This window comes from Dyella sp. 01N36, from assembly GCF_056399745.1.
On the sequence record NZ_JBFTRY010000029.1, the window covers coordinates 16,980 to 32,477 of the forward strand.

Sequence of the window (15,498 nt, forward strand, 5' to 3'; positions counted from 1 at the left end):
GCATCGGGCTCTGAATCGTCCAAAGGAACGGGGCGCCGAACTGCCCTCGGGGTCCGGATCTGACGTCGTGCGTTGCCGAAACCGTTTGGGCGCCGGGACTTGATGGAAGCGATACACAAAGCGAGCGGACCGCGCAATCAACGTCAGTTCGCTTGGGTGCACGCGGCAACAGGCCCGGCGGCAGCCAACCTGACCCGGCCGTGATTGAAGACCTGCGCTTCACACGGGTGAGTGCTTCGCTTTACAAGCGCTGTGTCATTGCTCGTTGCAAGAACATGGAGGGTGCGCAATGAGCAATGACAAATCCGGAACAGGCATCAGGGACAGGCAGCGCATCAATATTCACGAGGATTATGAACTTCGCGCCTGGGCAAAGGAATTCGGCGTCACCGAACAAGAGATCTGCGACGCCATCGCCAAAGTGGGGGTCATGTCCGAGGACGTGGAGCGCGAACTGAAAAGGAAAGCCTAGGCACCGCTGCCAGGCTGGCAATCCAATCCCTGTAAAGGAGCGATATGGACGGCACCTCGTCCCAGCCGCAAAGTCAGGCCCATCGCTCCAAGGCGGTGGTCTGGGCAGCGTTGGGCGGCAATCTCGCCATTGCGATCTCCAAGGTCATCGCAGCAAGCTTCACCGGGAGCTCCGCGATGTGGAGCGAGGCCGTCCATTCGCTGGTCGATACGGGCAATCAGTGGTTGATGCTGCTGGGCATGCGCCGTTCGTCGAGGCCACCCTCGGAGACACACCCGTTCGGGCATGGCCTGGAGCTGTATTTCTGGTCGTTTGTCGTTGCCATCATGATCTTTGGCCTGGGTGCGGGCGTTTCTATCTACTAGGGCATTGAGAAGATCCTCCATCCGGAGCCCATTCGGAACGTCTGGGTCAACTACGTGGTACTGGGCGTAGGGGTGGTGTTTGAAGGCGCCGTCTGGACATTCGCCTTGCGCGAATTTCGCCGCACGAACAGCAAGCTCGGATGGATTCGAGCCATCCGCTCCAGCAAGGACCCGACCGTATTCACCGTACTGTTCGAAGACACGGCGGCCTTGCTGGGCCTGTTTGTCGCACTGGCAGGCATCTGGGTGTCGGAGCTCACGGGCGAGCCGATCTATGACGCCGTGGCTTCCATCGTCATTGGATTGATCCTGGCTGCCACGGCAACGCTGCTCGCCAACGAGTGCCGGGGCCTGCTCACGGGCGAAGCGGCCAGCGCAGCGGTGCGCAAGCAGATCTGCGCACTCCTGTACCAGAACACTGCCGTTGAGGATGTACACCGCGTACTGACCATGCATTTTGCGCCGGAGGACGTGCTACTCACGGCCAGCATCAAGTTCAGCGATCGCCTTACGGTCCCCCAGCTTGAGCAAGTCATCGCCGAAATCGAGGACCACATCCGAACCCACCATCCCGAGATCAAGCGAATATTTCTCGAGCCACGACGCCGATTGAGCCCCGCAGCCGAGCGCACAAAGGTTCAGCCACAGCGCTCTTCTGGCCCTGAGTAGGAAACACGAGTACGACATGGGTTTCACGTGGACAGGGACACTCTTTTTTTCTCGGTGGACTCGACCGTCACCCATCGTTGGATATCGGAGCTGAGATCATGGCATCGAAGAAATTGTCGCCCAAGCCAGGCAAGAAAACCCCAACCTCCCACCGGCAGGCGGCTAATCGCGGGTCAGGGGATGAATTGCACGAGCAAGCCGGTGGCGATCATCCGGTGCTGACGACGAACCAGGGCCTTCCCGTTTCGGACAACCAGAACTCGTTGCGCGCCACACCGCGGGGACCGACGCTGCTCGAGGACTTCGTTCTTCGTGAAAAGATCACGCATTTTGACCATGAGCGCATTCCAGAGCGCATCGTGCATGCGCGCGGTAGCGCCGCTCATGGTTTCTTTGAACTCACCAAATCGCTGGCGAAGTACACGAGAGCAAAAATACTCACCGAAGTAGGAGTGAAGACGCCCGTGTTCACTCGTTTTTCCACGGTGGCGGGTGGCGCCGGCTCAGTCGACACGCCGCGTGATGTACGCGGTTTTGCGGTGAAGTTCTACACCAAGGAAGGAAACTGGGACCTGGTGGGCAACAACATCCCGGTGTTCTTCATCCAGGATGCGATCAAGTTCCCGGACCTTGTTCATGCCGTCAAGATGGAGCCGGATCGCGCCTTCCCACAGGCAGGTTCGGCGCACGACACCTTTTGGGATTTCGTGTCGCTCATGCCCGAAGCCATGCACATGATCATGTGGGCGATGAGCGATCGCACCATTCCGCGCTCCCTGCGCATGATCGAAGGCTTTGGCGTGCATAGCTTCCGCCTGGTGGATGCCAATGGGGCATCGACGTTCGTGAAGTTCCATTGGCGGCCCAAACTGGGCATCCAGTCCACGGTGTGGGACGAGGCGGTGAAACTGCAGGCGGCTGACAACGATTTCCATCGCCGCGATCTGTTCGAAGCGATCGAGGGCGGGAACTACCCGGAGTGGAACCTGGCCGTCCAGTTGTTCACGGAACAAGACGCGTCAAAGTTCCCATTCGACCATCTTGACCCGACGAAGTTGATCCCCGAAGAGATGGTGCCGCTCACCATGATCGGGCGCATGGTGCTGGATCGTTGGCCGGACAATTTCTTTGCGGAGACGGAGCAGGTGGCCTACTGCCCTGCCAACGTTCCGCCCGGTATCGATTTCTCCAACGATCCGCTGCTGCAGGGGCGCCTGTTTTCGTATCTCGATACGCAGCTCTCGCGGCTGGGTTCGCCCAACTTCAACCAGATTCCCGTCAACGCGCCCAAGTGTCCGTTCGCCAATCTGCAGCGCGATGGCCACATGCAAATGCAGGTGCCGAAAGGGCGGGTGAACTACGAGCCGAGTTCGCTGCAGGCCGATTCGCCGCGTGAAACGGTTGACGGTTTTCGCAGCGCCGCTGTGCCGGAAGAAGAGGGCGCCAAAGGCCGTATCCGCGCCGATAGCTTCGCCGATCACTACAGCCAGGCTCGGCTGTTCTTCCGGAGCCAGAGCAAGACGGAGCAGGCGCATATCGCGTCCGCCATCACCTTCGAGTTATCCAAGGTAGGCACGCCGCATGTGCGCGAGGCTATCGTTGGTCATCTTCGTCATGTCGATCCCGACCTGGCCCAGCGCGTGGCCAATGGGCTCGGACTGGCCTCGCTGCCTGCAGCTCCGCCCGCCGCCGTCCAGCCCATCGATATGGCGCCGTCGCCGGCCCTGCAGATCATCGGCAAGATGAAGGACACGCTGGAGGGTCGTGCCGTCGGCATCCTCGTTGATGATGGCTCCGACGCTGCCGCGGTCAAGGCACTGCGGAAAGCAGCCACGGACGCCGGCGCCACCGTGAAACTGGTGGCACCCAAGCTGGGCACGACCCTGAGTGACGGTAAGCGATTGAACGCCGATGCCCAACTCGCGGGTACCCCATCGACCGTGTTTGACGCCGTGGCCCTGATCCTTTCCGAAGAGGCCGGTAAGCGCCTTGCCAAGAATGGATCGGCGGTGGATTTCGCGCGCGATGCGTTTGCTCACCTCAAGGCCATCGCAATGGATGCGGGCGGCCAGCAGGTGCTCAAGGCTGGCAACGTGGGCCGGGACGCCGGCGTGGTCGAGGCAGCCGATATCAAGGCCTTCATCAAGGCTGCCAAGACGCGACAGTGGGATCGCGAGCCCAAGCTGCGCCTGCTTGCGTGATGGAGCGGAAGAGGGCTTTGGAAGCTATGCACATGCGTCCAACGTGACTCGCGCGAGCTGACTTTCGCCCTCCCTGTACATCGCGCTAACTCTTTCTGGTTTGGAATGACGCCATTCCCTTGTGAGGTGTTGGCATGGCTCACCAACAACACTTGCCATTTGCGGGACTGCCCTTCAGCCGCCGCAAATTTTTGCAGATGATCACGGTCGCGGGAGCCACGTCAGGGCTCGCGTCATTCAACTTGATTGCCGCGTCGGTGCCCACACGAGACGCACCGGAAAAAACGGCAGGTTCGGGGCGGGAAACCATCAAGCTGACGGTGAATGGCCAGACGCGAAACGTGTCGGTCGACAGCCGGACGTCGCTGCTGGACGCGCTGCGTGACCATCTTCAGTTGACGGGCACCAAGAAAGGTTGCGATCACGGCCAGTGCGGGGCCTGCACCGTCCACGTCAACGGTCGCCGCGTGCTCTCGTGCCTGAGTCTCGCCGTGATGCACGACGGCGACACCGTAACGACGATCGAAGGCCTGGGTCAGCCCGGCTCGCTGCATCCGATGCAGCAGGCGTTCGTCGATCACGACGGCTATCAATGCGGCTACTGCACCTCTGGACAGATCATGTCGGCAGTCGCCGTGCTGAAAGAGCCATGGGGCAGGGACGATGACAGCCTCCGCGAGGCGATGAGCGGAAACATCTGCCGATGCGGCGCGTACAAAAACATACTCGCAGCGATCAAACAGGTCCAATCTGCCTAGGCGATCCCCATGCAGGCATTCAACTACACACGCGCAAAGAGCATCGACCAGGCGATCGCGACCGCCGCGCAGGCCACCACGGCGCAGCAAGGCGCCGAGATTCGCTTCGTCGCTGGTGGCACCACCCTGCTTGATCTGATGAAGCTGGACGTTGAGCACCCCGTGCAGGTGGTCGACATCAACCGGCTTCCGTTGTCGTCCATTGAATCGAGCGCGGAGGGTGGCCTCACGATCGGCGCCTTGGTGCGTAACTCGGATCTCGCCAATCATCCCGAGATTCGCGCCAAGTATCCGGTGTTGTCCCAGGCCATCCTCGCCGGGGCGTCGGGACAGATACGCAATATGGCCACGACCAGCGGCAACCTGCTTCAGCGCACCAGATGCGTGTATTTTCGTGATATTCACAGCGCCTGCAACAAGCGCGAGCCTGGCAGCGGCTGCTCGGCGTTGAGTGGCTATCATCGAAATCTCGCCATCCTTGGCGGTAGCGAGCATTGCATCGCTACCAACCCGTCGGACATGAATGTGGCACTCACGGCGCTCGATGCCGTTGTATCCATCCAAGGGCCGCAGGGACGGCGTGATGTACCGGTGGCGGAGTTCTTCGTCTTGCCCGGCGCGACGCCGCAGCGCGAGACCGTGATGGAGCCGGGTGACCTGATCACCGGGGTTCGTCTGCCCAAGGCGACGGACCATGCGAAATCGCTCTATCTGAAATTGCGCGATCGTGCTTCCTATGAGTTCGCGCTCGCTTCCGTCGCCATCGTGCTCGTGCTGCAGGATGGCCATATCCAACAGGTGGCCATGGCCATGGGCGGCGTCGGTACGCGCCCGTGGCGTTCCGCTTCCGCCGAACAGGTGCTGCGCGGCAACGCGCCCAGCCCCGACTTGTTCAAGCGCGCCGCCGACGCTTTCCTCGCCAACGCCCAGCCGCAGGCGGACAACCGATTCAAAGTGGAACTGGCCCGCCGTTGCCTGATCAAGGCCATGAGCGACGTGTCCACGGCGGCGTGACAGGAGACGCTGAGCATGAGTCAGCCCGCAAACTACGTCGAACTGCCGATCGTCGGCAAAGCGATGAGTCGCATCGACGGCCCTCTGAAAGTCAGTGGCGCCGCTCGCTATGCCTCTGATTTCTCCTTCCCCAACATGGTTTACGCCGTACCAGTTTGCGCCACCGTGGCCAAGGCGCACATCGAGTACATCGATATCGTGCGGGCGCAAGCGCTGCCCGGTGTCCGCAAGATCTATACGCGAGAGAATATCGGACGCTTCTATCGCGTCTCCAAAGGCAGCAAGGCCAAGATCGACGAGAGCCGGCCGCCGCTCGACGACGATGAGGTGCGCTACTACGGTCAGTACGTCGCGCTAGTCGTTGCCGATACCTTCGAACAGGCCACTGCAGCGGCGCGATCCGTAGCGGTCCGTTACGCGAACGTGGAGACGCCATCCGTTTCGCCCACACTGGACTCCAGCCAGCCGCCGCAGACCGAGACCGAGCGCGGTGATCCCGATGCCGCGTTCGAGCATGCTGCCATCAAGGTCGACCACACCTATAGCACGCCAGTGGAAACGCATAACCCCATCGAGCTGCACGCCAGCCTGGCGCTCTGGGATGGCGTGCGCTTCACGTTGTATGAAACGACTCAGGCCATCATGAACTTTCGCGCCGTGATGGCGCAGATGCTCGGTGTCCCGACGGACCATGTGCGCGTCATCACCGAATATCTCGGTTCGGGCTTCGGCGGCAAGCTATGGCCGTGGACGCAGGCGCTGCTCGCCGCGGCTGCGGCACGCGATCTTCATCGTCCCGTGAAGTTGGTCGTCGATCGCCAGATGATGTTCCACAACGTGGGCCACCGACCATCCACCAAACAACGCATACGCCTTGGCTGCGATGCGTCCGGCAAGCTCACGTCGTTGCGGCAGGACTACGTCTACCAGCGCGCACTGCTGGCCGACTACAAGGAGGACTGCGGCGAGGCCACGGGCTTCCTGTACAGCACGCCCCATCTGCGCGTGACCGGCACCTACGCAGAGCACTTCGTCGGACCGGCCACCTCCATGCGCGGGCCCGGCGCCGTGCCTGGGCTATATGCGCTTGAATCGGCGATGGACGAACTCGCCATCGCGCTGAAGATGGACCCCGTTGCGTTGCGTCTCAAGAATGAGCCCAAGATCGACGAGAAGGAAAACATCCCGTTCTCGTCGCGGCATCTTGAGGAGTGCCTCACGCGAGGCGCCGAATCCTTCGGCTGGGCTCGCCGCAATCCCAAGGTGGGATCGATGCGCGAGGGCGAGAGCATTCTTGGCTGGGGCGTCGCCGCGTGTAGCTGGATCGCCGAGCGATTCAGTGCGGAGGCCGCCGTTACGTTGCTCGCGGATGGTTCAGTGCGCATCGCCAGCGGTACGCAGGACATAGGCACGGGCACCTATACCGTGATCGCGCAGATGGTCGCCGGCCTTACCGGCGTCGATGTCGACAAGGTCAAGGTCACCATCGGCGACAGCCAGCTGCCGCCTGGCCCATGGTCTGGCGGTTCGATGGCCACCGGATCGATGGTCCCCGCGCTGGTGCAGGCCGTCGAGCAGGCGGGCAATCAACTTATCCAGATCGCCGCCGAAGATGCCAAGTCGTTCTCGGGCGCCACGCCCGACCAGCTTGCCTTTACACAGGGGAGGGTGCATCGCCAGGGCCAGGAGCCGGGCTCAGGCACGCATTTTTCCGACCTGCTGCGCCAGGCGCGTCTGGGACAGGTCGAAGGACATGGCAAGGCCGAGGGCACCTTCGGGCAGAAGAAAAAGAGCTATTCCACCCACTCCTACGGCGCACACTTCGTCGAAGTGCGCTGGCAGCCTGAGCTGGCGCGGCTACGCGTTCATCGCGTGGTGACTGTGATCGATGCGGGCCGCATCGTCAATCCGTTGACCGGCAAAAACCAGATCGAAGGCGCGCTGGTGATGGGCATGGGCATGGCCCTGTTCGAAGAAACGCAGTACGACGCGCGCAACGGCATGGCGGTCAACAGCAACCTGGCCGACTACATCATGACCAGCCATGCCGATATGCCGCCAGAGATGGAGGTCATTTTCCTCGACTACCCCGATACCAAGGTGAACGCCATGGGCGTGCGCGGTATCGGCGAAATCGGCCTGGCGGGCATCGCCGCGGCGATTACCAATGCGGTCTATCACGCTACAGGTAAACGCGTGCGTGATCTTCCCGTACGCATCGAAGATCTACTGGCAACGGGGTAGCGCCGTTCCACTCTGGCCGATTCGCGGCGGGTGGCTTGGCATGGTGACCACGGAGCTACACGCGAGTGAACCAGGACGTGCCGCACACTGTTTCGAAGCCGTTAGGTGTTCGATGGAGCCGTGTGCCATCGGCTAGAAAGTAAGTCGGTGGACCTTCGGAGCTGGCGTGCGGGTCGCTGGCCGATGCTGCCGGCAGCCGCGGCGTGACCTTGGTGATGGCAACACGCTTGCCGCTGTTGTCTACAGTCTCAATCCGTTCGTGACGCTCAGCCATGTCGAGACCTCTATGCCAAGTGGCGATTGTGTTGAGAGTGACACAAACGGGGACGTGTCGGTTCGCAAGCACGGATTCGGAGGAAGCGAGCCAGGAAGATTAGTCGTTTGCGGCGTGCGACTGCACCTGCTTTTTTCACGGTGCGTACGCTTGAAGTGCTCGGCGAGCGAATTGACCTGACTTCTCCTTGCAGTTCACGGTGGCGCACAGGAGACGTGATGGGTGTGTAGGTTTTGCATTTCGTTGCGGACAACTCGGAAGGAATGAATGCAAACATCAGCCCCCAACAGAGATGTCACGCTGCCGCGACCCTCCAATGGCCAGTGTGGACCCCGCGGCATACCTACCGCCCTGGAGTAGTACATGAGCAACGCCAACAACATGAATGCACCCCGCACCCCGCAGACGGATCCGTCCAAAGCGCCTCAAGAAAAGGAAGCGCAGCGTACCGATCGATCCAAGGATGAAAAGGACACGAAGGGACAGCCGTCCGATAACCCGGGACATTCGAAGAAGTAACGACCATTGGATCGCCATGAGGGCCGCCTTTGCGCGGCCCTTTGGTGCACGAGCGCGAGGTTGGGTACGCATGCTCGCGGGAGCAGCGTCTGCAGTGCGTCCTTCTAGAGATTTATTCCATGTTCGATGTAGCCGGCAATACCAGTGATGGAGTCAGCTTCACTGGGCTGTACACCCATGCAGCCTCGAACAGTGTCGTTTGGGCCGCGACCTATCGTAAGGACGGGGTCTATAGCGGAAGGCGCAACGGGAGGGTCTTCGGCGTCGGTACCTTTACGGTAGTCGAAACCGACCAAGCCGTCGCTAACGATATCGAACAGGCATGGTTCGACCTGACATGAAGCATGCGGACTCCTCGTGGCTTTGATGCGCGCGTCGTATCGCGAGCTCCTTCGTCAAAGCGTGGCAACCCTGGCCATCATTAGCCGACCGGCAGCTGAAGATCGATAGCCCTCGTCCCGCACAGCGCTCCATGGAGGCATACAGTGTCCACATGCATTGGGACGTGTATTGCGAGAAAGACTATAGCGGCTACTGGGTCGTGACCAATTATGCGCATCATAAGACCGACGTGGGGCCCTTCACATTAGAGTCCGACGCAGTCGATAACGCCGTCGATGCACGTGAGAAAATACGGGCGGTATACGGCTTTGACGCATTTTTAGAAGTCGCTGAGCATTAGCGACGTGCGCCTCCCCTGTTAACGGTGAATACCGCCGTGTTTCACGATGCCCTACAACCGTCTGGATAAACTCCAACGGCAGGGTGCCCTACAGGACATCGACCATGGGCGACATCAGAGGTGTGCACCGCACCGTCTCGTATCGAGCGACATCACGCGAGCAAGACGGGCAAACGCACTGGCACGCCAGGTTTCACTACGACGGACAAACATCCGAAGCGCTGGGTTCGGTCCGCAACGACTGGTCGCCGTTAGCAGATCCGGATATCAGAATGCACGTGACCTTGCAGCTCTATATCGAGGCTACCTTGCTACGCGGCGGCTATGAGTTGGAGCCGGACGGGTGGCCGGCGATATAAAGATACGCGCCACGTTTGGCGTCGATGTGCTCGCCGAGCAAAGACGGCGACTGAACTGTTCGACCGGCTTTGCTTTGCCAACTGGGGAGTGCCTGCTCAGGCTGCCTGTTGCTTTTTGGCCTCGGCGACCAATTCCTTTTTCCGCTCTGCCATCGCTTCGCCAAGGGACCGCAATTGGTCCTTGTCGAGCAGCTCCTTGGCCTGTTTTAACATCTCCTGTTCTTCCTCTTCGATGTGATGCTCAATGAGCTCCTTGAGCACCTTTGCGCGACCCGAAAATTTCTCTGAATCTGGCTCGGTCTTGAAGAGGTCGCCTAGAACCAGGTCCTTCGCAGCTCGATGCTCTTCAAGAGCCTCGTAATACATCTTCTCCTGCTCCTTGCCACCCGCATCCCGATAGGCCGGGTAGAAGATTTCTTCTTCGATGGCGACGTGTGCGGACAGTTTGGTTTGAATCGTCGCGATCAGCTCCGCGCGTCGTTTGACAGCACGTGATGTTGTTTCGGTGAGCTCAACAAGGAGCTCTTTGACTTCTTTGTGCTCGGATTTCAGCAATTGGATGGCGTCCACGGTGTTCTCGCGTTGAGTGGAAGAGTAGACGGAGCGTGCGGCCTGGCGTGTGAGGCGGATGGCGGTCGTGCGAGAAGGTGGCGTCAAGGCATCGTGTTCCCGCCAACCGGCACGCCTATGATCCAGCGAGTGGCGCACAGTGGCGACGCTGCTCTTATGAACAAAATCCAGCGCGGAAGGCCGAGGGCGCCAGTCGGAACGTTGGCTGCGCCAGGCATGCGCAGTTTGGGCCCGGAGCGGCCGAGCCCAAACTGCGCGATTTGCTCCCGCGGATCATCCGCTTGCAAACCCGCAATGCGTGCCATACAGTGAACCATATGGTTCACTATCAAGCCCGCCTCGACACAACGTTCGCCGCTCTCTCCGATGTCACCCGACGCGGCGTGCTGGAGCAGCTTGGGGGTTCAGACGCCTCGATCTCCGAGCTCGCCCAAAGGTTTCACATGACGCTCACGGGCATGAAGAAGCACGTCAGCATCCTGGAGCAGGCGGGCCTTGTGACTACGGAGAAGGTCGGGCGTGTACGAACCTGCAAGCTCGGAAAGCGCCGACTTGAAGAAGAGGCCGCCTGGATCGAGCAGCACCGCCAACTATGGAGCGCACGCTTCGATGCACTGGACAAGCTTGTCGAGCACTTGAAATCCAAGGAGAAGGCAGATGCCCAACGAAGAAAAAGGTAGTCCCGCCGCCACGAACCGCACCACCGTGGAACGCATGTCCGACCGCGAACTCGTGGTGAGGCGAACGTTCAATGCCTCCGCGCGCATCGTCTTCGAAGCGTGGAGCAAACCCGAATTGTTCAAGCAGTGGTGGGTTCCGAAGTCGGTGGGCATGTCGCTGGTCTCGTGCGACATGGATGTTCGCACCGGGGGCACGTATCGCCTCGTGTTCAGCCATCCGGCCTTCGATCAACCGATGGCGTTCTTCGGCACCTACAGAGAAGTAACGCCGCACAGGCGCCTCGTATGGACGAACGAAGATAGCGACCAAGGCGCATTGACCACGGTAACGTTCGAAGAAAATGCCGGCAAGACGCTGGTCACCTTTCACGAACTCTACCCCACAGAAGCGGCACTCGACGAAGCCCTCGCGGGTTCGGCGGAAGGCCTGCCCGAACAGTTCGCACAACTGGATGACTTGCTCGCAGGCCGATCGTAAACATACGGCGGCTACCGACGCATGGAAGGAATGGCGATGAAGCACACCATCCCCCGCCGCGCTGATCAGTTCCGCGCCTCGTGAGAACGGTGTGCTCAGACGCGATTTCCTGAAGAGCGCCATGTCAACAAGGGAGTCAGCTGGTCTGCGGCCGAAGCGGGCTGCGTGCAGAACATCGACTTGTCGCGTAGTCCGTTGAAGCGTTGAAGGGAATGTCCGCTGTCGACCCAAAGTGGCCCCGGGAACAATCGACATCCCATCATTCGGGGATCTTGGCTATCCGCTCGTCGAGTATCACGCTCCAATGACTTGGGCCGGATACGCGCATCCCGCTTCGTGTAACTTTGCCTCCGGCCGCAACGAAGTACTTTACGAAGGCGCGCACTAGGCGTAGCTGACCTGACAACCGACTCGGAGGGGCATGGCCATGATTGCTCGAGCGTTACTGAAGTTGCTTGTCAGCATCATCGGGGCAGGGGGATTCGCAGCCCTAAGCCACGCACAGGACGGGCCGCCGACGCCACAGCGTCCACTGGTCGTTGTCGAGCTATTCCAGAGCCAAGGTTGTTCGTCATGCCCACCCGCGCAGGACAACCTCAATGCCATTGCCGGAAAGCCAGGGATTCTTGCGCTGTCCTTTGCCGTGACCTACTGGGATAACCTCGGGTGGAAAGATACGTTTGCTCGAGACGCCTATACACAAAGGCAGTGGGACTACGCGCATAACAAGAAGCACGATAACGTCTGGACGCCACAGATCTATATCAACGGTCAGGTCGACCTGGTGGGAACCAATCGCCGCCAGCTCGACGAGGCCATTGAACATGCCTCCAGCCAAGGCCCCTCCATGAGCTGGGACAGAGGCCAACTTGCGATAGGCGCCGGCCAGGCATCGTCGCCCCGCGACGTGTGGCTGGTGCGTTATGACCCTCGTGCGGTCAGTGTCCATGTTCGCGCGGGGGAGAACAGTGGCCGTACGCTGCTGCATCGCAATGTTGTGCACGAGCTTGTTCACTTGGGGACGTGGAACGGAGCGCCGCTCTCGTTCGCATTGCCGCCAATGTCGTCGTCAGGTTTGTCGACCGCCGCGTTGGTACAGATCCCCAAAGGGGGTGACATTCTCGCGGCATCCGAGGAGCCGTCTGAGTCGGAAAAGGGGACGGAGGCAGTTAATTAGGTTAACTACCTCGGTCTCTTTTCCGATTGGTTTGCCATGCCCTCATCCCTCGAGACAGCGCATGAAACAGTCTTCATGCGCCGCCGGTTGATCCTGCGGGGCGCGGCTTGTAGAAGAGGTAACCGAGCATCGTCCCAGGGAGCGTCGTCATGAAGATGCGCAAGGGAAAGGTTTGGAGTCTGGCCTGCTTCGCATGGCTGATAGCGAGTGGCGTTGCCATGGCGGGTCCGCAAAAAGATCTGCAGGCCGCCGAGCGCGATGCCTACATGAAGTCCGCCGGCCATGCGGTGGAAAGCATCGCCGATACCGCCGTCGTGACTAGCGTGGATCCGCTCGGCGATCATCGTATTGCCGTCTATACCGTGGACGGATCGCATAAGGATGTCTGGCTCGTGACCACGGATGAAGGCTGCCCGCAGCCGGTGCTGTCAGGGAGCCGCATCGTGTCGCTCGATGCCGGCGTTTCGCACGACTGCCGTTCCGTAGTTATCCAGACAATGGACAAGCGGGATCTGGGTCATCGCCTCAGGGTGATCGAGCCCCGCCCAGCGCGGAGCCCGGACGCCACCTACCCGTCGGAGCCAGAGACACTGCGCTGGCAAACCATGTTCCGTACCGACGAAATGACCGACGGTGGCCGTACACGGTAGAACATTGCGGCCGTTGCGGGGTTACATAAGGTCGATCGAGATGTCCCCGTTTCCGACGCGAAGCGGCACTTAGATTGAGTGGCACACCCATGGGCGCGCCACTCAAATTGCCTGGCTCTGGTTCGGGCGGGTGTCCCGTCAGGATTTGATAAATGCGAGAAGGTCGGGGTTGAGGACGTCCGCGTGGGTAGTGAGCATGCCGTGCGGGTAGCCAGGGTATGTCTTCAGCTTACCGTTCGCGAGCAGGTCGACCGCGCGCGGCACCGCACTGGCGAATGGGACGATCTGGTCGTCTTCGCCATGCATGACCAGGACCGGCACCGTGATCTTCTTCAGATCTTCGGTGTAGTCCTCCAGCCAGGAGGCGACGGTTTCGTAGTGGGCCTGAGCGCTGCCGGCCATGCCCTGGCGCCACCAGTTCGCGATCACCGCCTCGGACGGCTTGGCGCCCTGACGGTTGAATCCGTAGAACGGACCCTCAGGGACGGCCCGGTAAAACTCCGACCGGTTGCCAAGCACGCCTGACCTGACCCCTTCAAAAAACTCCTGCGGCTGGCCGCCAGGGTTCGCGTCGGTTTTCACCATGTTCGGTGTCAACGAGGCCACCAGCACTGCCTTGGCGACACGCTTCTGGTGGCGAGCGACGTAGCGGGCCACTTCGCCACCGCCGGTCGAGTGCCCGATGTGGATAGCGTCGTGGATGTCGAGGTACTCGGTCAGTGCAGCGAGGTCAGCGACCCAGTGGTCCATGTCGTTGCCGGTGCCGACTTGCTCGGACCGACCGTGCCCGCGCCGGTCATGGGCGATCACCCGGTAGCCGTGCTGAAGAAAAAACGTCATCTGGGCGTCCCAGTCGTCGGCCGACAAGGGCCACCCATGACTGAAGACGATCGGCTGACCGGAGCCCCAGTCTTTATAAAAGATCTCTACGCCGTCCGGCGTGGTGATCGTAGCCATTACTGACACCTCCTCTCGTGGTCTGTCCCCTGGTGTCTCGGGCGGTTCGCACCGTTCAATAGCACCGCGAGCGTGATTCCGTTGTCACGACGTTCCCGCCGCGTGCAGATCACCTGCTTGTTGAAGCGAGGCAGCTTGATTCACAGGGTCTGCCTTCGATCCATAGCGGACGTTTTTCAATCCGCAGATCCCGCCGCGCGTTAGACTCCGACCATGCTCTGGATCATTACGAAATACTTCATCACAGCCGCCATCGTCGTGGCTGTGTCAGAAGTCGCCAAGCGCAGCGATCGGGCGGGTGCTCTGCTGGCGTCGCTGCCATTGGTGACGCTACTGGCGCTGACATGGCTTTACATCGAAAAGCAGCCGGCTGAGAAAATCACCAACCATGCTTGGTACACCTTCTGGTATGTGGTGCCGACCTTGCCGATGTTCTTGGCGTTCCCGCGCCTCTTTGCACGATTTGGATTCTGGCCGGCACTCGGTCTCAGCGCGGTCATCACCATCGTGTGCTTTGCCTTGTTTGCGTGGGCCGTGCGCCCGCTGGGAATCAGGCTGATTTGATGCGAGAGCGCGACAAGCGGGACCGAGGTAATTAAGTCCCGTCGCCATGGTTCGAATAAACTATCTCCTTCCCGCTTGCTCCGCAGAAAGTCGCATGCTCTCTTCTGCTTTCAAAGGGAAGGGCGCTGACATTTCGCCGGCCCAGAGACCTCGCGCTCGCCTGCGGCCACGCGGACGTCCATCTCGCTCAACCCTGACAGACGATGCCGCCCCTGCTTGTTAGGGTCGATCCGTCACTTTCGCTGTCGTACTGCAAGGCTTAGAGGGTGACCATGACGACCAAGTCATGATGCGCGAGCCGTGAGTGCTGAGAACACCCACGACCCGCTAACCATCCCCAACTCATAGGAAGTTGATCATGGCTATCCGCGATCATACGGTACGCATTCGCTCGTCCGTTCCCCCTGACGACACCCTCGCTCCTCCGCCTGACGACTCGTCATCCGAGGCGGTGGCATGGCCCGAAACCCTTCGTCATAGCACTCGCGGCGACGTCGCCCTGGCGGTGCTCGCCCTCACGCGCCTGCGTCTCGACAGCGAGCAGTGCCGCCACGCGCAGGCGCGGGGATTCCCCGGCAGGCCACTGCCATGGCCGCTTCCCGTAGCCGTCACGGCCAGCCTGGGCGCGGCCATCCACTGCCTTCAGCAGTGCGCCCGCCTGCTCGGTGACGAGCCTCGAGTGACCACCACACGTCTCCGATGATCGCCGATGCGGCGCATCGGCCGGCATGGCGATGCGCCGCATCGGGGCGATCACCGACGAAGTTGCCAAGCATTCACTGACACGGAGCGCTGTAAGCGCCTGAGCCGCTGCGGAGCCGTGTCCGACAGGGAGGAACCACCATGGAACTGATCCAGCTCACCC

At 60.8% G+C, this 15,498-nt stretch carries 16 protein-coding genes and 1 pseudogene; 15 read left to right on the forward strand and 2 right to left on the reverse strand.

Annotated features, from left to right (window positions below):
* The first annotated feature begins 289 nt into the window (after positions 1-289).
* The 10 genes and pseudogenes from AC1DMG_RS08455 (at position 290) to AC1DMG_RS08500 (ending at position 9,557) form a co-directional block, all read left to right on the forward strand.
* Positions 290-472, forward strand: coding sequence for a DUF3606 domain-containing protein (locus AC1DMG_RS08455; protein ID WP_441604613.1), 183 nt, complete (start codon positions 290-292; stop codon positions 470-472).
* A 44-nt stretch (positions 473-516) separates the two neighbouring features.
* A pseudogene (locus AC1DMG_RS08460) lies at positions 517-1,170 on the forward strand (cation diffusion facilitator family transporter); the annotation flags it as partial.
* 48 nt (positions 1,171-1,218) lie between these two features.
* Entirely contained in the window at positions 1,219-1,506 is a 288-nt protein-coding gene (locus AC1DMG_RS08465) for a cation transporter dimerization domain-containing protein (RefSeq protein ID WP_477178480.1), read from the forward strand.
* A 113-nt stretch (positions 1,507-1,619) separates the two neighbouring features.
* A complete protein-coding gene (locus AC1DMG_RS08470) occupies positions 1,620-3,707 on the forward strand; it encodes a catalase (RefSeq protein WP_441604650.1) in 2,088 nt (695 codons plus the stop codon).
* Between the two features lie 134 nt (positions 3,708-3,841).
* Complete coding sequence (locus AC1DMG_RS08475; protein ID WP_441604614.1) at positions 3,842-4,465, forward strand: (2Fe-2S)-binding protein; 624 nt, start codon at positions 3,842-3,844, stop codon at positions 4,463-4,465.
* Between the two features lie 9 nt (positions 4,466-4,474).
* Positions 4,475-5,479, forward strand: a complete 1,005-nt coding sequence (locus tag AC1DMG_RS08480; RefSeq protein WP_441604615.1) for an FAD binding domain-containing protein — start codon at positions 4,475-4,477, stop codon at positions 5,477-5,479.
* A gap of 15 nt (positions 5,480-5,494) precedes the next feature.
* Positions 5,495-7,723 carry a xanthine dehydrogenase family protein molybdopterin-binding subunit gene (locus AC1DMG_RS08485; protein ID WP_441604616.1) on the forward strand — a complete coding sequence of 743 codons (2,229 nt, stop codon included), beginning with the start codon at positions 5,495-5,497 and terminating at the stop codon, positions 7,721-7,723.
* Between the two features lie 637 nt (positions 7,724-8,360).
* A complete protein-coding gene (locus AC1DMG_RS08490; protein ID WP_441604617.1) occupies positions 8,361-8,516 on the forward strand; it encodes a hypothetical protein in 156 nt (51 codons plus the stop codon).
* 119 nt (positions 8,517-8,635) lie between these two features.
* A complete protein-coding gene (locus AC1DMG_RS08495) occupies positions 8,636-8,857 on the forward strand; it encodes a hypothetical protein (RefSeq protein WP_441604618.1) in 222 nt (73 codons plus the stop codon).
* A gap of 445 nt (positions 8,858-9,302) precedes the next feature.
* Positions 9,303-9,557 carry a hypothetical protein gene (locus tag AC1DMG_RS08500; RefSeq protein WP_441604619.1) on the forward strand — a complete coding sequence of 85 codons (255 nt, stop codon included), beginning with the start codon at positions 9,303-9,305 and terminating at the stop codon, positions 9,555-9,557.
* A gap of 96 nt (positions 9,558-9,653) precedes the next feature.
* Here AC1DMG_RS08500 and AC1DMG_RS08505 read toward each other — a convergent pair whose 3' ends face one another.
* Positions 9,654-10,127 (reverse strand): hemerythrin domain-containing protein, encoded by a 474-nt coding sequence (locus AC1DMG_RS08505; RefSeq protein ID WP_441604620.1) that lies wholly within the window; start codon positions 10,125-10,127, stop codon positions 9,654-9,656.
* Between the two features lie 317 nt (positions 10,128-10,444).
* Between AC1DMG_RS08505 and AC1DMG_RS08510 the strand changes: the two genes are divergently transcribed.
* The 4 genes from AC1DMG_RS08510 to AC1DMG_RS08525 all read left to right on the forward strand — a co-directional run bounded on the left by AC1DMG_RS08510 (position 10,445) and on the right by AC1DMG_RS08525 (position 13,112).
* Complete coding sequence (locus AC1DMG_RS08510) at positions 10,445-10,807, forward strand: ArsR/SmtB family transcription factor (RefSeq protein WP_441611081.1); 363 nt, start codon at positions 10,445-10,447, stop codon at positions 10,805-10,807.
* Complete coding sequence (locus AC1DMG_RS08515; protein WP_441604622.1) at positions 10,785-11,285, forward strand: SRPBCC family protein; 501 nt, start codon at positions 10,785-10,787, stop codon at positions 11,283-11,285. Before AC1DMG_RS08510 ends, AC1DMG_RS08515 begins: the two co-directional genes overlap by 23 nt.
* A 421-nt stretch (positions 11,286-11,706) precedes the next feature.
* On the forward strand, positions 11,707-12,462 hold the full coding sequence (locus AC1DMG_RS08520; RefSeq protein ID WP_441604623.1) for a DUF1223 domain-containing protein: 756 nt from the start codon (positions 11,707-11,709) through the stop codon (positions 12,460-12,462).
* 149 nt (positions 12,463-12,611) lie between these two features.
* The gene (locus AC1DMG_RS08525) at positions 12,612-13,112 is read left to right on the forward strand and encodes a DUF6491 family protein (RefSeq protein WP_441611080.1); all 501 of its coding nucleotides are present in this window, start codon (positions 12,612-12,614) and stop codon (positions 13,110-13,112) included.
* A 138-nt stretch (positions 13,113-13,250) separates the two neighbouring features.
* Here the strand turns inward: AC1DMG_RS08525 and AC1DMG_RS08530 are convergent, their stop codons facing one another.
* Positions 13,251-14,069, reverse strand: coding sequence for an alpha/beta fold hydrolase (locus AC1DMG_RS08530; protein ID WP_441604625.1), 819 nt, complete (start codon positions 14,067-14,069; stop codon positions 13,251-13,253).
* A gap of 213 nt (positions 14,070-14,282) precedes the next feature.
* Here AC1DMG_RS08530 and AC1DMG_RS08535 point away from each other — a divergent pair, with 213 nt between their 5' ends.
* Positions 14,283-14,633, forward strand: coding sequence for a DUF3147 family protein (locus AC1DMG_RS08535; RefSeq protein WP_441604626.1), 351 nt, complete (start codon positions 14,283-14,285; stop codon positions 14,631-14,633).
* Positions 14,634-15,498: the final 865 nt, after the last annotated feature.

Bases quoted from the DNA above. Each gene is read 5' to 3' on its own strand.
- AC1DMG_RS08525 (WP_441611080.1), top strand. From the start codon at position 12,612: ATGAAGATGCGCAAGGGAAAGGTTTGGAGTCTGGCCTGCTTCGCATGG.
- AC1DMG_RS08535 (WP_441604626.1), top strand. From the start codon at position 14,283: ATGCTCTGGATCATTACGAAATACTTCATCACAGCCGCCATCGTCGTG.
- AC1DMG_RS08475 (WP_441604614.1), top strand. From the start codon at position 3,842: ATGGCTCACCAACAACACTTGCCATTTGCGGGACTGCCCTTCAGCCGC.
- AC1DMG_RS08485 (WP_441604616.1), top strand. From the start codon at position 5,495: ATGAGTCAGCCCGCAAACTACGTCGAACTGCCGATCGTCGGCAAAGCG.
- AC1DMG_RS08520 (WP_441604623.1), top strand. From the start codon at position 11,707: ATGGCCATGATTGCTCGAGCGTTACTGAAGTTGCTTGTCAGCATCATC.
- AC1DMG_RS08495 (WP_441604618.1), top strand. From the start codon at position 8,636: ATGTTCGATGTAGCCGGCAATACCAGTGATGGAGTCAGCTTCACTGGG.
- AC1DMG_RS08480 (WP_441604615.1), top strand. From the start codon at position 4,475: ATGCAGGCATTCAACTACACACGCGCAAAGAGCATCGACCAGGCGATC.
- AC1DMG_RS08455 (WP_441604613.1), top strand. From the start codon at position 290: ATGAGCAATGACAAATCCGGAACAGGCATCAGGGACAGGCAGCGCATC.
- AC1DMG_RS08515 (WP_441604622.1), top strand. From the start codon at position 10,785: ATGCCCAACGAAGAAAAAGGTAGTCCCGCCGCCACGAACCGCACCACC.
- AC1DMG_RS08500 (WP_441604619.1), top strand. From the start codon at position 9,303: ATGGGCGACATCAGAGGTGTGCACCGCACCGTCTCGTATCGAGCGACA.
- AC1DMG_RS08530 (WP_441604625.1), bottom strand. From the start codon at position 14,069: ATGGCTACGATCACCACGCCGGACGGCGTAGAGATCTTTTATAAAGAC.
- AC1DMG_RS08510 (WP_441611081.1), top strand. From the start codon at position 10,445: ATGGTTCACTATCAAGCCCGCCTCGACACAACGTTCGCCGCTCTCTCC.
- AC1DMG_RS08490 (WP_441604617.1), top strand. From the start codon at position 8,361: ATGAGCAACGCCAACAACATGAATGCACCCCGCACCCCGCAGACGGAT.